Genomic DNA, 16,127 nt, shown 5'->3' on the forward strand with positions numbered 1-16,127 from the left:
TGGTTCACGCGGTGCTCGTTCCTGTGGTGCGGGCGGTTCTCGTCGTACGTGGGGCGTGCGCGGTACGGGGGAACTGCGCGGCCACCTGGGCCGCGTAGGTGTCGAGGCCCTCGGCCCCGCCGCCGGGCAGGCCCGTGAGCCGGGGCAGCAGGTCGCCGAAGGCGTTGACCTCGCCCACGGCGAAGCGGCGCCAGCCGGACGCGGGCAGCAGGTCGACGCCCACGCACCGGGTGCCGGGGAACGCGGCGGCGGCCCGCTCGCACACCTCCAGCGCGTCCGTCCACCGCCCGCCCGCGGCGGCGATCGCGGCCCGGGCCGCGTCCAGGTCGCCCCGGGCCCCGCCCAGGTGCAGATTGGTCAGGGGGGAGCGGCTGGTGCGGAGCACCGCGTGGGTGGCCCGCCCGTCGATCACCACCACCCGCAGGTCGGCGGCCCGCCCGTCCTGGACGGCCTTCGGCAGCCACCGCTCGACGTGCAGGCCGTCGGGGGCCAGGGCGTCCACGATCGCGGCGACCTCGCGCTCGCTCGTGTAGCGCCGCACCCGCAGGGAGTTGAAGAGCCGCCCGGCCGGATCGCGCTCCACCGAGGTGGTGGCCCGGACCCGGCCCGCGCCGTTCGTCTCCACCGCGAGCACCCCCGAGGCGGAGGAGCCGTGCGCGAGCTTCACGAACACCCGGCGCATCCCCGCCCCGGCCGTCAGCGCCCGGACGTCCGCCCAGCCGCGCACGGCCGGCGCGGCGGAGCCGGAGGTCGGCGACGCGGGCACCGGCACGCCCGCCTCCCGCAGCCGGCCGTGGGTCAGCCGCTTGTCGAACAGGACCGGCAGCTCGGCGGGGTCGTCGACGAGGACGGCCCCCGCCTCCCCGACGCTCTCGGCGAGGCCCGCCACGGCGGCGGTGAACCGCCCGTACCAGCGGCCGGTGCCCTCGACCCGGGTCGGATCGCCGACCCCGCGCAGCAGCAGGTCGGCCTCCGGGTCCTCGCCGGGCGAGTCCAGGCGCACGGTCTCGCCCGCCGCGAACCGGGCCCGGCCCCGCAGCACGTCCGGCCAGGACACGACCCGCGCCCCGGGCAGCCCGGCGGACCGCAGCGCGTCCTGGAAGAACGCGACGCGGCGGCCCGCCGGGACGCCGACGACCACGGGGCGCGGGCCGGAGGTCATTCGGCGACCGCGACGTACCGGTGGGCCTCGCCGTCGCCCTCGTCCTCCGACGTCTGCGGGTCGTCCATGACCACGGTCACGCCGTGCGGGACGAGCGCGGCCCGCAGCCGCTCCCGCATCGGCTCCGAGAGGTAGTGGTGCGAGAGGTCGAGGTGCGCGAGGTGGGTCAGCGGCTGCCCGTCGAGCAGGGCCCGCGCGCCCTCGTCCGTGAGCACGCCCATGGACAGGTCGAGCCGCTCGATCCGGGCCACGACGGGCGCGCCCGCCACGGCGGCGGCGACGGCGTCCTCGATCACGCTGTTGCGCAGGGCCAGGCGGCGCAGGGCGGGGAAGGACGTGCCGGCGAGCAGCGGCGCCAGGTCCTCGGGCGTGCTGTCCCCGCCGTACTCGTCGGTGCCGAGCCAGAGTTCCAGGTCCGCCAGGGCGGGCAGGTCGCTGCCGACGATCCCGCGCACGACCTCGGCGCCCAGGCCGCCCGTCTCCACCGTCAGGGTCTCCAGGGCGGCGTGCCGGACCGGCGGGAAGGCCAGGTCGGTGCCGCCGCGCACCCCCAGCCCGCGCAGCGCCGGATAGGCGGCGAGCAGCGGCGTCACGTCGGACTGGACGATCCAGGAGATCTCGCAGTCCTCGAAGGTCATGTCGCCGAGGAAGACCGCCTCCAGGCCGGTGAGCCGGTTGTTGGCGCCCATCAGGGCGGTGACGACGTCGGCGGACGAGGTCTCGTACGGCTCGTCCCAGCCGCCGACGACGAGCGCGCGCACCCGGGAGGCGTCGACCGTCTTCAGGAACCGCTCGAAGCGCGGGCCCCACTCCTCGTCCCCGGGGTCGGAGTACGTCGGCGCGGAGATCCGCCAGGCGACCCCGGCCGCGTCGGGCAGCTCGACCGGCGCGGCCGCGTCCGGGAACTCGAAGACGGGCAGGCCGTGGAACTCACGCAGGTGGTGGCCGATGGTCATGACGGTGCTCCAGAGGACGGACGGCGTGGGTCGCTGAACCCCTGAGTTCTACCAAGCGGCACCGACAGGGCCCAGCGCCGGGGGCCGTACGGGGCCGGGTCGGGCGGCGTGCGCGCCCCGGCCGGGGCCGATTGTCAGTGGCGGCCCCTAGCGTCGTTCTCGTGTTCGGCCGACCGCGCCGGACGGGGAGGGGACAGCCATGTACCGGCAGGGAGACGGCCGTTCCGGAGCGCGCGAGGACGGCGGCGGGGGAGCCGAGGGACGCCCGGGGCCGTCTCGTCCTCGCCTTCGGCGAGGTCACCGGGCACGCCCACGCGATCCCCGGCCCCGGCCGGCTCGTGCGGGAGCCGGGGCCCCACGGCCCCTTCCTGCTCGACCTGCCCGAGGGCGGCCGGGTGGTGCACGAGGAGCACGCCCCGATACCGCTGCCGAAGGGCTGGTACCGGGTGGTGCGCCAGCGGGAGTACGTGCCCGGCGCGTACCGGATCGTCGCGGACTGACGGACTGACGGACTGACGGACTGACGGACTGACGGACTGACGGACCGGTGGGCCGACGGGCCGACGGGCCGACGGATCAGGGACTTTGGGGGACACCGACATGAACAGCACCACCGCACAGGACACGTGGCGGGCCGTCGCCGCGGCCACCGGGCCCGCCGACCGCGCCGCCGCCGAGGCCGGCGTCCGGCTCGCCTACCGCACGGCGGGCCTCGCCCCGCCGGAGCGCGTCCTCTGGGCGGACTCGCCGCTCGCCGCCGTCGCGCTCCTGGACGGCCTGCCGGACCGGGGCCGCTCGGTACGGGAGGAGGTGCGCACCCGGCCGTGGGCCGAGGAGCGCCGCCGCCTCCACGACGCGCTCGGCCCGGCGGGCTGGGCGGCGCACTGGCAGTCGACGGGGGCGGTGCTCTGGGACCTCACCCGGGCCCTCGCCGACCGGATACGGACCGCGGTGACGGAGGCGCACGGGGCGGCGCACGGGGAGGCGGTGGCGGGCGGCGGACCGGGCGACGTCAGGCTGGTCCTGCTCGACGCCGTCCTCGGCCAGCACGACGCCGCCTGGCTCGCCGCCTTCGACGGGCACGGCGAGCGCCTCGCGGGACTCGCCGCCGTCGCCGCGCACGCGGGCTGGTGGTGGCCGTACGAGGACGTCGCCGTGATCTGCGAGCGGCCCGTCGAACTCCACCGCGACGAGGCCGGGCGCCTCGACCGGGGCGACGGGCCGGCGCTCGCCTACCCCGACGGGTTCGCCCTCCACGCCTGGCGGGGCATGACGGTCTCCGCCGCCTTCCTGGCCGGTCTGGCGGACCTCACCCCCGAGCGGATACGCGCCGAGGAGAACGCCGAACTGCGGCGTGTGATGCTGGAGCACTACGGCTACGACCGCTACCTCGCCGCCTCCGGGGCCCGGCACGAGCACCGCGACGAGACGGGCGCCCTGTGGCGGATCGAGCTGGCCGACGACGAGGACGTGGTGACGGTCGAGGTCGTCAACTCCACGCCCGAACCGGACGGCACCCACCGCACGTACTGGCTGCGGGTGCCGCCCACCACCCGGACCGCGCGGGAGGGCGTCGCCTGGACCTTCGGCCTCCGCCCCGAGGCGTACGAGCCGCTCGTCCAGACCTGAGCGGTGTGCCCCGGTAGCGGTACCCGGCTGGTACGGACAGGGGAAGGGGGACGCCGGTCAGGAGTGGCGTCCCGGACGCGGCGGCCCCGGGTGCTGGGATGTGCCCGCCGGAGCCCCGGCATCCACCCCCGAAGGGACCGCCTGTGACGACCCGCCGGCCACGCGCCGCCCGCACCACCCGTCTGCTCGCCGCCACCGCCCTGCTCGGCGGCCTCCTCGCCGGCACCGCCGCCCCCGCCCTGGCCGCCGCGCCGGGCGCGGCGGCCCTCCCCGCCGCCCTGAAGGCCGAGCCCGCCACGGTCACCGTCGCCGGGCACGGGCGCGCGTCCGCCGCGCCCGACCTGGCGATTCTGTCCATCGGGGTCGAGGCCAGCCGGGCGACGGCGAAGGAGGCGATGGCGGCGCAGAAGACCGCGGCCGAAGCCCTCCTCGCGGTGCTCCACAAGCAGGGGATCGCCGAGCGCGACATCCGCACCGACAGCCTCTCCCTGGCCCCGGTCTACACCCAGAGCGCCGAGGGGGAGAGCCGGGTGACCGGCTACCAGGCCGGTCAGGCCTTCTCCGTGAAGGTCCGTGACATCGACAGGACCGGGCAGGTCGTCGGCGCCGTCAACGACGCCACCCGGGACGCGGGCCGGATCAACGGCGTCGTGTTCGACGTGGCCGACCCGTCGGCGCTGCGGTCCAAGGCCCGGGAGGCCGCCTTCCGGGACGCGTACGACAAGGCGACGCAGCACGCCCGGCTCAGCGGCCACCGGCTCGGCCGGCTCGTCTCGCTGAGCGAGGGCGAGTCCGTGCGCCCCGGCCCGGGCGGGGCCGCCCCCACCCTCGCCGAGGACTCGGGCGTTCCCCTGGCCCCCGGCGAGATCGAGGAGCAGATCACGGTCTCGGCGGTCTTCGAGCTGCTCTGACGGCTGCTCCGACGGCCGCTTCGGCGGCTGTTCCTCCGGGGCGCCGGGCCACGCCGACCGGCTCCGGCGCCTCGGGACCCCTCCGGGCCGCCCGCTCCCCTCACTCCCGGCCCGCCCCGTCCGGAAGGTTCAGCTCCCGGGCGAGGGCGGCGTCGGCCCAGCGGAGCATCGCGGCGCGGGAGAGGGGGCCGGCGTAGGCGGTGGTCTGGACGGCGAGGCCGTCGAGGAAGGCGGTGAGCCGCCAGGCCGCCTCGGCCGGGTCCGGGCAGGAGAACTCCCCGGCGGCGGCCCCCTCCGCGATCACCCGGGTCAGCGCCGCCTTCCACTCCTGGTCGAGGGAGGCGGCGACCCGGCGCAGCTCCGGATCGCGCAGCGAGGCGGCCCAGCCCTCGATCCACAGGCGCCAGCCCTTGGCCTGCCCGGTCGGGGCGTACCAGCGGACCGCCGCCCGCAGCCTGCGCACCGCCGTGGAGCGGCGGCCGAGCAGCCGCCGCAGATGGGCGAGGTCGGCCTCGGCGGCGTGCGCGAAGGCGGCCGCGACCAGCTGTTCCTTGGAAGCGAAGTGGTAGAGCACGAGCGCGTTGCTCACGCCGAGCGCGGAGGCCACGTCGGCGATCCGCACGGCCGCGACCCCGCGCGCCTCGATCTGCTCCACGGCCGCCCGCAGCAGCTCCTCCCGCCGCTCGGCCACGCTCAACCGCACTCTCGTCACGTCCGGCAGCCTACACAGCACGTGACAAGGGCATGATCATTTATGGCTCCATCGGGTGACCGGGGCGACACCTTCCGTGACTTCTCGGGCTCACCGGAAGCCCTTCCTCCGCCGCCGCCCGCGCCGGGCGGCCCGCCCCGGGCGTTCGGCCGGGGGCCGCCCATAATGGAATGACCCCCAGAGATCAGGAGCTCCTGTGACCGGTACCGGCTCAGACCGTTCGTCGCGGGCCCGGCTGCGCGCCCTGCGCCCCGAGTCCTTCGGCGCGGATTCCACGGGCGAGCGCCTCGCCCGGATCCGGCGTTCGCCGAACTTCAGGGACGGGATCTTCCAGAACCCCGAGCAGGCCCGGCGCGGCCCCTCCGGTTCCACCGTCGAGCTCGCCAGGACGTACTTCGAGAAGGAGGGGCGCGCACGCCGGGCCCCCACCGGCGCGATCCCCGTCCACCCGACCACCGTGGCCGACCTGGCACGGCCCCCGGCCACCGGTCTGCGCCTCACCTGGCTGGGGCACTCCGGCGTCCTCGCGGAGATCGACGGCCACCGGGTCCTGTTCGACCCGGTCTGGGGCGACCGCTGCTCCCCGTTCCCGTTCGCCGGGCCCAAGCGGCTCCATCCGGTGCCCGTGCCGCTCGCCGCGCTCGGCCCGGTCGACGTGGTGGTGATCTCGCACGACCACTACGACCACCTCGACCTGCCGACGATCAAGGCGCTCGCCACCACCGACACGCTCTTCGCGGTGCCGCTCGGCGTGGGCGCGCACCTGGAGCGCTGGGGCGTGTCCGCCTCCCGGCTGCGGGAGCTGGACTGGAACGAGTCCACCGAGGTCGGCGCCCTGCGCCTGACGGCCACCCCGGCCCGTCACTTCTGCGGCCGAGGGCTGCGCAACAAGCAGCACACGCTCTGGGCCTCCTGGGTCGTGCGGGGACCGGAGCACCGGATCTTCCACAGCGGCGACACCGGGTACTTCTCCGGCTTCCGGGACATCGGGGCCGAGCACGGCCCCTTCGACGCCACCATGATCCAGATAGGCGCGTACTCGGAGTTCTGGACCGACATCCACATGACCCCCGCCGAGGGGACGCGCGCCCACCTGGACCTCCAGGGCGGCGGTCCGGCCGGTGTGCTGCTGCCGATCCACTGGGCCACCTTCAACCTGGCCCCGCACCCGTGGGCCGAGCCGGGGGAGTGGACGAAGGACGCGGCCGACGAGGCGGGCCAGGCGGTGGCGCTCCCCCGGCCCGGCGAGCCGTTCGAGCCTGCGGGGAAGCTGCCCGGGGAGCCGTGGTGGCGGGCGGTGTCCCATCCGATCGCGCGCCCGTGGCGCCGTCCTCGGCGGGCCGAGGTTGCGCCCGAACAGCGCAGCGACGATCTCGACCTGGCGGGCGACCGGTGACGTCGGTCGGGGGCGACCTTGCCGAGGTGGTGCGGATGCTGGAGCGTCTCCCGGCTGAAGGCCGTGACCGGGTGTGCCGGGCTTTGGACGGGGCGCCTCGCGAGGAGTGCTCGGTCAGCGCTCAGAAGTACAGGCCGTTGCCGACTGCGAGGGGATCGTCGCGAGTGGTAGTCCGGACGCGCATCGTGGACTGCGAGGCGGGCCTTTCTGGCTGGTCGTGATGACATGTGAAGCGGACCTGCGGGGTGGGTGCCGGGGGTCCGAGTGGCTCATCCTGGCAGCTGCAGCCGGACCCGCCGTCGTGCGCCTCCGCTTCGGCGGAGAGCACGGCCTCCCCGGTGTCGTCCACGGGCAGGCCGACGACCCGCCTCCGCCTGGGCAGAGGTGAGTGGATCCAGCAGCGCATTGCGACGGTCCAGAACCAGCCCTCTCCGCGCAAGCAGAGGGCACTTTGCGGGCACTGCGCGTGACGGGACGATCAGCACGACGGGAGCTGCGTCATCTTCTACCCGATCTCTCGGGAGCCTGCTGATCGTCACGTATGTCGAGGTCGGCGAAGCGAACTCGATCAACCGGTGGCGCGTCGTGTCACGCTGCGCTCCGTCGACGAGGAAGGAGCTCGTGAGACTCGCGTGGGCTTCACCAACTGACAGGAGGCTCCTCATGAAGTGAGGAGCCTCCTGTCGATCTGCGGACCGCATCTCTTCTGCCACACGTGGGCTGAGCGGATCACAGTGTGTGGGTCGGCCTGCCGGAATGGGCAGAGGGTTGCGAGAAGGGGCAGCGTATCGGGCCTATCGGGCTACCCCATGCTCCACACGGGGGACTCTTCAGAGCAAGTCTCGGTCCATGAAGTCCTCCGCCTCTTGCCAGGTAATGAAGGAACACTCACCCGTTTCCAGGTCGACGGAGACTGGGAGGTTTCCGCCTAGCCGGGCATCGTCGATCCCCCGGTCGAGGTAATCGGTGGTGTTGTAAGGCGCGATGAACCGGCCTCCGTCGGAGAAGCAGTACTCCTGGACGATCCTGACGTCGCTCGTGAGCCAGGCACGGCTTCGGTCGGCCAGGAAGGCCGCTGCTCGCTCCTCGGCTTGCTTCCGCTCGAGCATCTCAGTTCGTCCTCATGAGGTAGTAGTCCCTGTATCTCGGAGCCGCGGGGTTGGCCTTTCCGGTCTGGAAGTCGAGGAAGACCACCTTGCCGTTGATATTAGCGACGTTGAAGTAGTGGCCGACGCCGCTGCGGGGGAAAGCTGCCACGATTCCACGTGCTCCGGGACCCCAGCTTAGAAGGTCGGCGACGATGGGGTTCAGACCGCCCTTCTTCACGAACGAGCGTCCGGTGAGAGCTGACAGCTCTGCGAGTGTCATGGGGTGGTCAGCCCCTGGGACGCCATTCGGGTTCCGACCTCCCAGTAGGTCGTCTCCTGCAGTGGCGCAGAGCCCGCAGTTCCTCGTGCCGCCTTCGGGGTTGATGCGTTGCTTTGTCGAGGGGTGGTCGGGGGTGTAGTAGGGCAGACCGAAGCGGGTCTCGCTCGGTTCTCCGTAGTACCTGCCTCCTGTGGGTGGGGAGACAGCGTCCCGCTTCCATCCCTTGAGTCCGGTCACCCCTGTGAGTGCGACCTCTGCGGCGAGTTCTCCGGCGGCGGTGTTGTAGAGGTCGTAGAGGGCTTCGCATCCCTGGTCGCGGAACATTTGGGCCGCACGGTAGAGACGGTAAGCGGGTCGGACGGGGAGGTACTTGTCGAAGAAGGCACCGGCGCCGCCGTTGTTTCCGGTGATGCCGTTGTAGACGTCACCGACGAACTCGAAGGGCAGTTTGAAGCCCTTTACCAGACCGTCGCCGATGACTTCGGCTGCTTCACCGATGGAGTGAACCTTGTCGTCGGTGGGGTCGTCGGGGCTCCATCCGGTGGGGTCGGTGTAACGGGTGGGGGTGTTGTCGGCGTAGACGTAGGGCGAGACGGCGGGGGCTCCGGTGGTAAAGCCTGCGGGATCGGTGCCTGTGAGGCGGCCTTGGGCGGGATCGTAGTTGCGGGCGCGGAGGTAGTAGCCGGCGGCATCGGTGGTGGGTTCGGTGTAGGCACCGGTGTAGGTGAAGGGGTTGGCGGGCGGGTTGGTGGCTACGTCTGTCTTGGTGGCCTCGCCAAATGCGGTGTAGGCGTAGCGGATGCGGGCAGTGCCGGCCGTGTCGGTGACGTCGGTGATGGAGCCGAGTTGGTCGTGGTGGAGGTAGTAGCTCGTTGCTCCAGTCGTGACGGTCTGGGCCTGTCCGAGGGGGTTGTGCTGGTACTCGGCTGTCATCGTGCCTGCGGGTGTGTACTCGGCGCCGATGAGGCCAAGTGAGGTACTGGTGTCCCACGATGTCGTGCGCAGGGTGGTGGTTCCCTTTGCGGCCTTGGTGCGGTAGCCGTCGGCGTCGTAGGTGTAGTTGTAGGTGTCTGCACCTACGGTGACCGAGGAGAGCTGGTTCCTCGCGTCGTAGGCGAAGGTGGCGGCGCCGTTCGAGGTCTGGTTGCCGTCAGCATCGTAGGTGTAGGTGCGACTGGCGCCGTTTGCTGTCTGGCTGGTCAGCTGGTCGGCGTCGTCGTAGGTGTAGGTGGTGACGGCGCCGGCTTTTGTCTGGGTGGTGCGGTTGCCGACCGGGTCGTAGGTGTAGGTGGTGGCAGCTGCGGTGCTGGGGCAGGCGGTGGCCTGGGTGGTCGAGGTGCAGTCGGTGAGGAGCCGGTCGGCCTCGTCGTACGTGTAGTACTGGTAAGCGACTGGCTGGCCGGCGCGAGTGGCGGCGATGCGGCTGGTGCGGCCAGCGTCGTCGAGGGTGAGCTGCCAGCTCGCGAGGGTGTTGCTGCCCTTGATATTGCCGACCGAAGTTAGTCGGCCGGCGCGGTCATAGGACCGGTTTTCGGTGTGGCCGTTGCTCGCAGGCAGGACGGTGCTGGTGAGGTGGCCTGCGGGGTCGTAGGTGTAGGTGAGGGTGTCGGCTGCTCCGGTCTGGCTGGTGCGGCGGCCGTCGGCGTCATATCCGTAGGTGGTCCTGACGCCGCTGGCAGGACCGGTGGCGGTGAGGGCCCCGGTCAGTGTTCCCTTGCCGTCACCGTTCCATTTACGCAGTCGGCCTGCGTTGTCCGCGGTGACGATGCCTTGGTTGGTGGAGGAGCTGTAGCGGCCGACGGCGGGGAGTCCATAGGGGGTCCAGTCGTCGGACTGAAGGATGTAGGCGCCGAAACCGCCGGTGCCGTTGCCTGGATAGAAGCGCAATTTGTGGTTGGTGGCGTCGACGGCGAGGAAGTCGGCTTTGCCGTCGTTGTTGAGCTCGCCGGGTATCAGGCGCATGGCGCCCCAGCCGCCGCCGAGGTCGGTGCGGGCGGAGAAGCCGCCGGTTCCGTTTCCGGGATAGAGGTAGAGGTGGCTGTCGGCGGGGTTGATGGCGAGGATGTCGAGTTTTCCGTCGCCGGTGTACTCGAGAAGGTTGATGCGGTAGGTGCCCCAGCCGCCGCCGAGGTCGGTGCGGGCGGAGAAGCCGCCGGTTCCGTTTCCGGGATAGAAGTAGAGGCGGTTGGCGGTGGAGCTGATGGCGAGGAAGTCCTGTTTGCCGTCCTTGTTGAAGTCGCCGGGCGTCAGGGTCATCGGCGCCCAGCCGGCGCCGAGGTCGAAGGGGGCTGCAAAGCCGCCGGTGCCGTTGCCGTTGTAGCGCAGAAGGTGCCCGCTGGTTTTGTCGACTGCCAGCAGGTCGAGTTTGCCGTCGCCGGTGTACTCGGAGGTGAATACCTGGTGGAAGCCGGTTCCCGAGCCGGTGATGCTGGTGCCGGTGGTGAAGGTTCCGTCGGCGCGTCCGAGGTAGGTATGGATGCCGCTGCTGCCGTCGGCGCGGATGACGTCGGTGTAGCCGTCGTTGTTGAGGTCGCCGGATGCGGTCTGGACTGCGCCGTTCCAGTTGAGTGCCTGCGGCGCGGTGTAGTCGATCCCCCGTGAGGTGAGCTGTCCGGCGGCGTCGTAGGTGTAGGTGTAGGTGCCCTTGCCGGTGGAGGGGGTGACTGCGGTCAGTCTTCCGGCGGTGTCGTAGGACAGGGCCCGGGTGCCTGTGGCGTCGCTGATGGCTTTGCGGCGGCCCAGTGCGTCGTAGGTGGTCGTGATCTGGGGGGTGTTATCGCTGAAGGAGACTGCGGTGGCGCTGCCTCGGGCGTCGACGGTGCTGGTGGCGGTGACGCCGCGTGCGTTGGTGGCGGTGACGAGGTTTCCGTCGGGGTCGTAACCGACGGTTCCGGTGCGGCCGAGAGGGTCGGTGACTGTGGTGGGGCGTCCGGCGTCATCGTAGCTGTAGGTGGTCGTATGGCCGTTGGGGTCTTTGCGTGTGGCGAGGTCGCCGACCGTGTTGTAGGCGTAGCTGGTGACGGTGTTCTCGGGGTTTGTGACCTTGGTGATCCGGCCGAGTACGTCGTAGTCGGTCCGGGTGGTTCGGCCGAGTTCGTCGGTGGATGTGACAAGTTGATTTGCCGCGTTGTACGAGGCGGTGGTCGACTTGCCGAGGGCGTTGGTCACCTTGGTCTGGTTGCCTGCGAGGTCGTAGGCGTACGTGGTGGTGAAATGGGCCGGGTCTGCGCCCGCGGCATTGCCGCGAGGATCGACTTCTGTGGCCATGCGGCCGTCGGCGTCGTAGGTCCAGGTGGTGCGGTGACCGAGGGGCGTGGTGAGGCTGGTGCGGTTGCCGTCGAGGTCGTAACCATATGTCGTGGTTTTGCCGAGGGGGTCGGTGGTCGTGGCCAGCAGGTTGGAGTCGGTGTATGTGTGACGGGTGATCTTGCCGAGAGGGTCGGTGGTGGTGAGGACGTTGTCGTTGCCGTCGTAAGTGGTCCTGGTCGTCTGGTTGAGTGCGTTGGTGATGCTGGTCGCGCGACCTAGGTCGTCGTAGCCGGTGGTGGTGACGGTGCCGGTGGGTTCGGTAACCGTGGTGCGGTTGCCGTTGGCGTCGTATCCGTAGCTGGTGGTGAAGGCTGCCGCGTTGGCTCCCGGCACGTTGCCGCGCGGCGACACCATGCTGATCAGCTGGTTCGCTTTGTCGTAGGAGTATGTGGTCTTGTTCCCGAGCGCGTCGGTGGTGGAGGTGGGGTTGCCGTTGGCGTCGTAGGTGCGGCTCTCGCTCTTGCCTGCCGGGTTGGTGGACTTGATGAGCCGGCCTGCGGTGTCGTAGGCGAAGCTGGCGGTACGGCCTGCCGGGTCCTTCACCGAGCTGAGGCGGCCCGCAGGGTCATATGTGTAGGTGGTGGTGTGACCGGCTGGATCGGTTGCTGTGCTCAGCAGGCCTTGCGCGCTGTAGGTGTAGAGGGTGGTGTAGTCATTCGGATCGGCGCCTGTGGTGTTGCCGCGTGGGTCGGTCATGGCGGTGATACGGCCGGCAGCGTCGTAGCGGAAGGTGGTCGTCTCCCCCATTGGGGTGGTGACCGCTGTGCGGTTGCCGGCCGTGTCGTAGGTGTAGAGGGTTGTCTTGCCGCGGGGCGTGGTGACGCTGGCCGGGGCTCCCTTGGTCGTGTAGGTGTAGGAGACCTTGCCGCCTGCCGGATCGGTGCTGGTCAGAACGCGATTGGCAGTGTCGTACGTGTAGGTGGATGTTTTGCCGCGGCCGTCAGTGTGACTGGCGATGTTTCCGGCGGCGTCATATGTCCAGCTCTCGGTCAGACTTGCGGAGGAGGGGGATGTGCGCGTGGTCATCCGGCCTGCCGCGTCATACATCATCTTGGTGGTGTTGCCGGACGCGTCGGTGATCGAGTCGGGGCGCAGGTACCGGTCGTAGCTGTAGGAGACCCTTTTGCCGAACGGGTTGATGGTCTCCATCAGGACGTTTCCGGAGTAGACGTCGGTCCAGATGCCGCCGTTGCGATCGGTCGTGTGGGATTCGCGCTGGTTCTCCCACCGGAACGTCGTCGTCTTGCCTGAGCCGTCCTGCTGGGAGATGACACGCCCCGAGGTGTCGTAGGTGTTGGTGACCTTGCCTCCGCCGCGGCCGGTGACTGTCTCGACGCGCTTGTCCGCGTTATAGGTGTAGTGCGTTGCGGCTCCGGACGGGTCCTTCGCGGAGGTGAGCAGCCCGTTCGTGTACTCGTAGGTGACGGTGGTGGAGTCGGGAAGCTTGACGCTGGTGAGCAGTCCGGCCGTGTCGAGAGTGAACTCGACCGTGCGCCCGAGGGCATCGCTCACTGAGGCGAGGCGTCCACCAGCGTAGGTCAGGGTGAGGCCCTGGCCGCTTCGGTCGAGTATCGACAGGAGCTGGCCGGAGGCGTTGTAGGTCCGGCGTGTCAGGTCGCGGCTGGTGAGGATGTAGTTCGTGCCCGACTTGGCGAGTTTGAGATTGGAAGCGGCCGGTGCGGTGTACGTGCCGGCTTGTTCCTTGAAGACGACGCGGGCGCCGTCGCCTTCTTGAAGGGTTGCGGTGCTGCCACTGACGGTCGTGAGCTTGGAGTCGAAGGCAGTGGACCACCCTCGGCCCAGCAGGCCTACGGCGCTGGAGTCGGACCGGTAGGTCCGTTCCAGCCTGAAGGGCACACCTACGCCGGAGAGCGCGGCATCGGTGTTGCGGTCATAGAAGATGCCCGTGGCGGTGTTGACCGGGTCGGCCCGGTAGGACTGGCCGTAGCAGGTGCATGCCCCGGCCTGGGCTCCCGGAATGTCGGGAGTGTAGAAGGCCTCCACGAGAGGAGATGTGGTGCCTGCGGGACTTCCGCTGCCGTCAGAAGCCATGAGGAAGATCCAGGCGTAGTACTTCTTGCCGTCTTGCAGGTGGCCGCCCAGGAGAGAGGAGCTCCACCAAAAGCACCGGTCGGCCGGGTAGGAGTTCGTCCCCCACCAGCCGTAGCACCAGGCGCCGTTTGCCAGGTACCGGCCTACGGGGTTGTCGGTGGAACGCTTGATCTCCATCTGCAGGGCCGGGTAGCCCTGCTCGTCCATGACGTAGAGCCACAGACCGGAAACGGAGGAGGCTGGCACGGAGGAGAACTGCAGATGCCCGCCGATCGACAGCGACCCCGGATAGGCAATTGCTTCCGAGGTGACCCAGTCCGGATTCGGCATCGCCGCCGCTGCACGGGCACTGTCACTGGGCAGTACTCCTGCCGCCGCAGGCCCGTTCCCCGGTAGCTTGCCGGGAATCGCAGCCGCGGGCGCCGAAGGGCGAGCAGGCTTTCCCTGGGCGAACTCCCGCATCGGTGAGGAGTCCTGGCGTGTCCGATCCATCTGCGCACGACGTTCTGTCAGGCTCATCGCCCTGGGAGGCTTCGGCAGATCCTCCGCCGTGCGCGCCGGGGCCGGTGCTGCAAGCACGCTTGACGGTGGAGACGCCGACGTTGCCCACGCCATATCGGTGATTCCAACTGTGGCCAGCAGCGCTGATGTCAGTGCAAAGACGATGCCACGACGTGCCGATCTGAACACGGTTCACCCCTCCTCCATAGGAAACAGGGAGATCATCAGCCATGGTGCTCGACCCTGATCGCAGAACTCGCACAGGTGACCGATACTCGCTGTAGCCCGTGCCGGCATCACGCTCGCTCTCGCATGGCCTTTAACGCAGGCTCGCGAGATCACGCTGTCCGGATCTCGCTATGAGGCGGCTGGGTAAAGGCTGAGGCTCACGCCACCTGAGTTTGAATTCACCGATCAGGGCTGGGATTTACTGGCGCCGTCCAGACCCTCGGCCTCGACTGGCCGGCCCAGGGTGGACGACCGGCGGGTCATCAACGGGATGGCATACAAGATCCGCACGGGCCTGCCGTGGCGTGACCTGCCCGGCCGCTACGGGCCGTGGCAAACGGTCTACACCCGCTTCAGCCGCTACGCGTTGAGCGGCGTCTTCACCCAGGCCCCCATCAGATCCAGGCCCAAGAGTAGCGCCACGGGTGCCGGTCCCGCCCGTATCCACGCCACGATCGCCCGCCCTCCCTCTCCGCCCCTGCCGCCCCACCGCCGTGGCACCCGCACCGGCCGAGTTCCATCAGGCACCCATCCGAACCGGACAACTCCCCAGGTGGAAAAGCATCTTCCACAGGAACGGACAGGCCCCCCGTCCCACGTCCCGCCCAGCTTGTCGCTGCGCTTCTGTGCAGGTGCGCACAGGGGAATGGTCCAGCTCGTCAACGAGGGCCCCGGATAACGCCGGTCCGCGGCCGTTTGCCAGCGCCGACGGTATGCGGGGCCGAGCCGGCGACCAAGCCGCGGGTGGGGTTGCTTCCTCGGAGGCGCTCGCCGCCGCCGTGGTCCCGCTCGACGAACATCTCGGATGCCGGTTGTGACCTAGGCCTTCCTGATGCTGAGGGTTCCGTATTCGAGTCGAGGGTAGAGAAGGCAGAGGCCTGTAGTGAAGCCGAGTTGGGGGAGAGCCATTCACTTTGCTCTTCGTCTGCCCTGCCGATACCAACCTCGCTTTGCTACAGCCGAGGTTGGCGACGCAAACACGGCGAAGTCGCGCAGTCTGATACTCGGTCATGTAGACCGACATCCACATGACCCCCGCCGAGGGGACGCGCGCCCACCTGGACCTCCAGGGCGGCGGCCCGGCCGGTGTGCTGCTGCCGATCCACTGGGCCACCTTCAACCTGGCCCCGCACCCGTGGGCCGAGCCGGGGGAGTGGACGAAGGACGCGGCCGACGAGGCGGGCCAGGCGGTGGCGCTCCCCCGGCCCGGCGAGCCGTTCGAACCGGCCGGGAAACTGCCCTCGGACCCGTGGTGGCGCGGGATCTCCCGGCCCCTCGCCCGCCCGTGGCGCCGCACCCTGCCCGTCGGGACCGGGACCGGGACCGAGACCGGGAGCGGGGCCGCGCCCGAGCCCCGCGGCGGCGACCTCGACCTCGCGGGCGACCGCTGACGCGGGCCGGAGACGGGCCCGCGGAGGGCCGGTCCCTCAGGACGCGGCCCGGAAGCCCAGCAGGCCGCTCACCTCGACCGACAGGGGGAGGAGGGCCTCGTAGTCGGCCGGAGGAACGCGGAACCCGTTCTCGCGGGCGGCGCGCAGGAAGTCCTCGGGGAGGGCGATCCGGTACCGCTCGACGTACTTCTCCAGGTCCGCGCGCCAGACGAACGTGCCGTCGGTGAGCACGGACGAACCGCCCGGCACGCGGAACGCGCCGCCGACGACGTCGGTGGTGAGCTCGGTGACGTCCAGGAGGGGGTGGCCGGAGGCGAGGTAGTCCGCCACCTCCGCGACCGGGTACCTCCCCGCGCCCGATTCGGGCGCGGGCACGGGCCCGCCCCAGGCCGCGTCGTAGCGCGCGTCCATCTCCCGGTAGAAGCCGATCAGCCGCACGTCGACCTCCGATGGCGGGCGGGTGGTGACGGGGCGGCGGTGTCGCCCGGCGCCCCGGGAACCAGACGCTCCGG

At 70.7% G+C, this 16,127-nt stretch carries 11 protein-coding genes and 1 pseudogene; 6 read left to right on the forward strand and 6 right to left on the reverse strand.

Features of this window, described 5'->3' with window-relative positions:
• Positions 1 to 4: 4 nt before the first annotated feature.
• Positions 5 to 1,162, reverse strand: a complete 1,158-nt coding sequence (locus ACIQVI_RS02670) for an STM4014 family protein (RefSeq protein ID WP_403590133.1) — start codon at positions 1,160 to 1,162, stop codon at positions 5 to 7.
• On the reverse strand, positions 1,159 to 2,118 hold the full coding sequence (locus ACIQVI_RS02675; RefSeq protein WP_403590136.1) for an STM4015 family protein: 960 nt from the start codon (positions 2,116 to 2,118) through the stop codon (positions 1,159 to 1,161). Before ACIQVI_RS02675 ends, ACIQVI_RS02670 begins: the two co-directional genes overlap by 4 nt.
• Before the next feature lie 161 nt (positions 2,119 to 2,279).
• On the opposite strand from ACIQVI_RS02675, the gene ACIQVI_RS02680 reads away from it, so the two are divergent.
• From ACIQVI_RS02680 to ACIQVI_RS02690, 3 genes are all read left to right on the forward strand, one after another.
• A complete protein-coding gene (locus ACIQVI_RS02680) occupies positions 2,280 to 2,618 on the forward strand; it encodes a hypothetical protein (RefSeq protein ID WP_403590139.1) in 339 nt (112 codons plus the stop codon).
• A 100-nt stretch (positions 2,619 to 2,718) separates the two neighbouring features.
• A complete protein-coding gene (locus tag ACIQVI_RS02685; RefSeq protein WP_403590142.1) occupies positions 2,719 to 3,747 on the forward strand; it encodes a DUF6745 domain-containing protein in 1,029 nt (342 codons plus the stop codon).
• A gap of 143 nt (positions 3,748 to 3,890) precedes the next feature.
• On the forward strand, positions 3,891 to 4,658 hold the full coding sequence (locus ACIQVI_RS02690) for an SIMPL domain-containing protein (RefSeq protein ID WP_403590145.1): 768 nt from the start codon (positions 3,891 to 3,893) through the stop codon (positions 4,656 to 4,658).
• Positions 4,659 to 4,758: 100 nt separating this feature from the next.
• Here the strand turns inward: ACIQVI_RS02690 and ACIQVI_RS02695 are convergent, their stop codons facing one another.
• Positions 4,759 to 5,370 (reverse strand): TetR/AcrR family transcriptional regulator, encoded by a 612-nt coding sequence (locus ACIQVI_RS02695; protein ID WP_351971909.1) that lies wholly within the window; start codon positions 5,368 to 5,370, stop codon positions 4,759 to 4,761.
• 196 nt (positions 5,371 to 5,566) lie between these two features.
• Here ACIQVI_RS02695 and ACIQVI_RS02700 point away from each other — a divergent pair, with 196 nt between their 5' ends.
• A complete protein-coding gene (locus ACIQVI_RS02700; protein ID WP_403590149.1) occupies positions 5,567 to 6,766 on the forward strand; it encodes an MBL fold metallo-hydrolase in 1,200 nt (399 codons plus the stop codon).
• Positions 6,767 to 7,596: 830 nt separating this feature from the next.
• Here the strand turns inward: ACIQVI_RS02700 and ACIQVI_RS02705 are convergent.
• Both ACIQVI_RS02705 and ACIQVI_RS02710 read right to left on the reverse strand, forming a co-directional pair.
• Positions 7,597 to 7,875 (reverse strand): hypothetical protein, encoded by a 279-nt coding sequence (locus ACIQVI_RS02705; RefSeq protein WP_403590152.1) that lies wholly within the window; start codon positions 7,873 to 7,875, stop codon positions 7,597 to 7,599.
• 1 nt (position 7,876) lies between these two features.
• Complete coding sequence (locus ACIQVI_RS02710; protein ID WP_403590154.1) at positions 7,877 to 14,185, reverse strand: FG-GAP-like repeat-containing protein; 6,309 nt, start codon at positions 14,183 to 14,185, stop codon at positions 7,877 to 7,879.
• Between the two features lie 190 nt (positions 14,186 to 14,375).
• Here ACIQVI_RS02710 and ACIQVI_RS02715 point away from each other — a divergent pair, with 190 nt between their 5' ends.
• Both ACIQVI_RS02715 and ACIQVI_RS02720 read left to right on the forward strand, forming a co-directional pair.
• A complete protein-coding gene (locus ACIQVI_RS02715) occupies positions 14,376 to 14,903 on the forward strand; it encodes a transposase (RefSeq protein WP_403592218.1) in 528 nt (175 codons plus the stop codon).
• Positions 14,904 to 15,243: 340 nt separating this feature from the next.
• Positions 15,244 to 15,615: pseudogene (locus tag ACIQVI_RS02720) on the forward strand (MBL fold metallo-hydrolase); the annotation flags it as partial.
• A 36-nt stretch (positions 15,616 to 15,651) separates the two neighbouring features.
• Here the strand turns inward: ACIQVI_RS02720 and ACIQVI_RS02725 are convergent.
• Entirely contained in the window at positions 15,652 to 16,053 is a 402-nt protein-coding gene (locus ACIQVI_RS02725; protein WP_403590157.1) for a hypothetical protein, read from the reverse strand.
• Between the last annotated feature and the right edge of the window lie 74 nt (positions 16,054 to 16,127).

The sequence above is a fragment of the Streptomyces sp. NPDC098101 genome (genome assembly GCF_044760185.1).
Taxonomy (GTDB): Bacteria; Actinomycetota; Actinomycetes; order Streptomycetales; family Streptomycetaceae; genus Streptomyces.